Consider the following 3,480-nt stretch of genomic DNA (forward strand, 5'->3'; position numbering starts at 1 on the left):
CCCGTCTTCAACACGCCGGGATAGGCTGGCAACGCATTTTGATCGACTACTTCGGCATCCTTTGGATTACGCAGCGCGAAGATCAGACGACCAGAGCTTTCGGCGAGCGTCAGGCGGTCCACATCGGCGACCGGCACCGCCAGCACCGCGGTGCGCACCATGCCGTTCGGGTCGCCGGCGCTGTCGCCGCTAGTGGTTGCGTTGCCGAACGCGAGCACGCGCACTTTCGACATCAGGAGACGCGCCTGAGTACGATCGATTTCGCCGCCGTTGCCGATGGCGCCGTCGCGCTTGAGCGTGAAAAACACGTCGACGAAATTACCCGGCCGTAACCGGTTGCCGACCGCATTGCCCTCGTCGACCCGCACGGCCAACGCGCGCTCGCCCGGCTCGATACGCTCGGCAAGTCCCGACGATAACTGGGCTTCGAGCACCGGCGAGTCCGCGCTGATTTCCGCGTTCGGCACGCGGCCGGCCAGTTGCGCCGGATCGGTGAAGGCGCCGTTCGGATTGATCGGCAGCGACTGCACGCGCAGTTGGTCGACAGCGATTGGCTTACCTGCTGGCAACGTGTGGGTGGCCACCACCACCGGGAAGCTTGCCTGCGTCGCAGGCGTCACGGCCACCGGCGCCGGACGACGCGACAGCGTCCATGCAAACAGACCCAGTAGCAATGCGACAGCGATCAGTACGCCGGCAAGAATTTTGGTCAGATTCGGCATGACGACTCACTGCTTCTGTTAAACGATGCCGTGCCGCGCGAGCGTTCGGAGTCGCGTCGACGGACATAAAGGCTGGGAGCCGGCGCATGCGTCACTGAATATTCTCCGGATTGAGTTGTACCGTAGCGCTGCTCGACAATGTATTGGGCAACGTGTAACTCAGCAGCGGCAAGGTCGGCACCAACGGATTGGCCTGGTAGTTGTAAGTCAGCAAAACGTTCACGCACTGCATCGTGTTGCCCGGGCCGCAGGGCGCGGAAGTCGACGTGCATTGCATGGATTGCACCAGCGTCGCGACCATCAGATTCGCCGCAGCGCAGGCGGCGTTGCCCCGATTGACGAGCGCGTTTTGCAGCGAGGTATTGCTCTGCCAGTTCAGCGCGGCGCGCGCGCCTTCTTCCGCCGCGAGCGTCAAGTTCTGCTGTGCCACGAAGATCAGACTGAAGGTGATGATCGAGTACAGGATCGTGAAGAACAGTGGAAACACCAGAGCAAACTCGATAGCCGTGGAGCCGCGCTGCGCGCGCGCGCAGCGTGTATGAATATGCTTGAGCGGCGAGTGCGCGGGCTGGGTTGTTACCCGTTTCATCGCACGCCCCCGGCCAGTCCTTGCAGCATGAGCCATGCACTGGCGGCCACAGTGAGGCATGCCGCGTACGGCGTGGAAGTTTTTCCAGCCAGTTCAAAAGTGACACCATGATGACGGACCAAACCAGCGAGCCGCGTTCGCGTCGTAATCAGCAGCCAGAGCGCATGCACGCCTGCGGCAAGACTAGCGGCCATCCAGAGACCGAGCAGCGCATGCATGCCGCACCACGCGCCGAGTACCGCAAATACCTTGACGTCCGCAGCACCCATGACGCCGAGCGCGAAAAATGGCAACAACGCGGCGAGGCCGACCAGCGCTCCAATAGCCGCTTGGGTCAACGAAACGCCGAAAGGCCCGCATTGAAGAAACGCGCAGGCGAATGCCGCCGTCAGACCGGCAACGACAACCGGATTGGAAATACGCCGACTGCGGCAGTCACTGATAGCGACCACCGCAGCCCAAGCGATAAATAACAAAATACCGACGGAGACATTCATTTCGAACTCGACAGGCGAAGCAACGCCACGCGAATTGCAATGCAATTCGCATTAGCCAATATGACGAAGCTTTAAGAAACGCCTGCGAAGCGGCCTACCGCAATAACGTCGGCTGCCTCGCGGGACGTTGCAGATTGCCCTTTACGCCGCAGGCGTTGCAGCGGTGATCTTGGTCGCGACGTCGCCCAACAGGGTCGAAAGGCTCGTGCCAACGTTCGTGACCGCCGTTGCGATGACGAGTACAACTAACCCCGCGATAAGACCATACTCGATGGCCGTCACGCCCTTGTTATCTCTCAGAAAGCGTTGTGTGAACTTTTTCATTTTTACCCTCGGACTTCATTTATTTCGTTTGTTTACGTGCTGCTTCAGATGACGGATTCTTCAGCGCTGCGGACCATTGGTCTCTCATTCCTGGTCCTGCGTGTTGCGCTGCGGAAGCACCGCCTTGCAGCCGGCTTCAATAAAACAGATGTCTATGAGCTGTCTGTTCGATTACGCACCTCCCCCGTCAATCCTTGATGCTTTCGGGTTTTATATCCGAACAATCATATTTAAGCAATTGTCCGCTGCCCCTAGCGCGACACCGTATGCGTTTTAACGCCGTACTCAGGTTAACGGCAGTTCGTGCGTTGCAGCACATAGGACTAACCATGAGTTAGATTTGCTGCACTAATTATTTGTTTGAACAGAACGTTTCAAGCGCCCGGGACCCTCCCGCTGCGCTTGCGTTACGCCGTGTTTCGTAACGGCGCGCGCGGCTCGTTACGTTACAAAGCCCTCGCAAACGTTTAGCGAATTCATATTCTCGCGGTATATCTGAGTTAGCAGACACTCCACCAATTCTTCGCAAAGCCATATCACGTATGGCTTCAAGCCCTTTTGAAAAAAAATCTTCTGCATTAATCAGTCGAAATGGCACGGCTCATGCAGAGGGAGGCACGCAGCAACACCCAATAACACATGCGATGCGAGGGCGACATGAACATTCAAACGGCCAACACCACACTTCGAACAAACCTGATTGCGGCCAGCGTGGCAGCGATGCTTTCTCTTGGCGCTTGCGGAGGCTCCGGAACCCTGAGTGCCGGCACCGGCGGCGGTAGCGGCTCCTCCGGCAACGCACTTTCCACCACCACCGGCAGCGGAAGCGGTTCGATGGGCTCAGGCGGTTCCGGCACGAACACCAGCGGCAACGGCTCGGGAAGCGGCTCCGGCACAGGCACCGGAACAGGAACGGGTACCGGCACAACCCCGGTCGCGAATGCGCTCGGCACGGTCGTCGGCAACACCGGCGGCGTGGTCAACGATACCGGCTCGACGGTCTCGAGCATCGGTACCGTGATCGGTTGGCAAACCTTGCCCGGCGTGAGTTCGCAAACCACCCAGGCCGCCGGCGGGATCGTGCAGCAAGTCGGCTCGGCGGTCTCGACGCTCGGCACCGGTGTATCGCAAGGGCTCGGCCAGCTCGGCACCGGCGGTGACGCGGTCGGCACGACGGTCTCGAGCCTCGGTGGCGTGGTCGGTCATGTCGGCGGCGCTGTGACGGATGCAGGCAGCCTCGTGACGAGCCTCGGCAGCGGCCCGCTCGCGCCGCTGGCAGCCATCACGACGCCGCTTGGCGGCGTCGTCAATACGCTTGGCAATGCGGTCACCAATGGCGGCAGCACGC

The 3,480-nt window shown here is 60.3% G+C and carries 5 protein-coding genes; 1 reads left to right on the forward strand and 4 read right to left on the reverse strand.

Going from position 1 to position 3,480, the window contains the following annotated elements:
- The 4 genes from cpaB to FSO04_RS45265 all read right to left on the reverse strand — a co-directional run.
- Positions 1–722, reverse strand: a 722-nt coding sequence (gene cpaB, locus FSO04_RS45250) for a Flp pilus assembly protein CpaB (RefSeq protein ID WP_154567914.1), incomplete at its 3' end; no start/stop codon positions are given.
- Positions 723–813: 91 nt separating this feature from the next.
- Complete coding sequence (locus FSO04_RS45255; protein ID WP_154567916.1) at positions 814–1,311, reverse strand: TadE/TadG family type IV pilus assembly protein; 498 nt, start codon at positions 1,309–1,311, stop codon at positions 814–816.
- Complete coding sequence (locus tag FSO04_RS45260; protein ID WP_154567918.1) at positions 1,308–1,808, reverse strand: A24 family peptidase; 501 nt, start codon at positions 1,806–1,808, stop codon at positions 1,308–1,310. Before FSO04_RS45260 ends, FSO04_RS45255 begins: the two co-directional genes overlap by 4 nt.
- Positions 1,809–1,949: 141 nt before the next feature.
- Positions 1,950–2,132: a Flp family type IVb pilin gene (locus FSO04_RS45265; RefSeq protein ID WP_154567920.1), complete on the reverse strand. Its 183-nt coding sequence runs from the start codon at positions 2,130–2,132 to the stop codon at positions 1,950–1,952.
- 657 nt (positions 2,133–2,789) lie between these two features.
- On the opposite strand from FSO04_RS45265, the gene FSO04_RS45270 reads away from it, so the two are divergent.
- A partial coding sequence (locus FSO04_RS45270; RefSeq protein ID WP_174825358.1) for a collagen-like triple helix repeat-containing protein occupies positions 2,790–3,480 on the forward strand: 691 nt, incomplete at its 3' end.

This window comes from Paraburkholderia madseniana (assembly GCF_009690905.1).
GTDB lineage: Bacteria > Pseudomonadota > Gammaproteobacteria > Burkholderiales > Burkholderiaceae > Paraburkholderia > Paraburkholderia madseniana.

What these genes read in the sequence shown, in the direction of transcription:
- FSO04_RS45265 (WP_154567920.1), bottom strand. Translation starts at nt 2,132, where the DNA reads ATGAAAAAGTTCACACAACGCTTTCTGAGAGATAACAAGGGCGTGACG.
- FSO04_RS45260 (WP_154567918.1), bottom strand. Translation starts at nt 1,808, where the DNA reads ATGAATGTCTCCGTCGGTATTTTGTTATTTATCGCTTGGGCTGCGGTG.
- FSO04_RS45255 (WP_154567916.1), bottom strand. Translation starts at nt 1,311, where the DNA reads ATGAAACGGGTAACAACCCAGCCCGCGCACTCGCCGCTCAAGCATATT.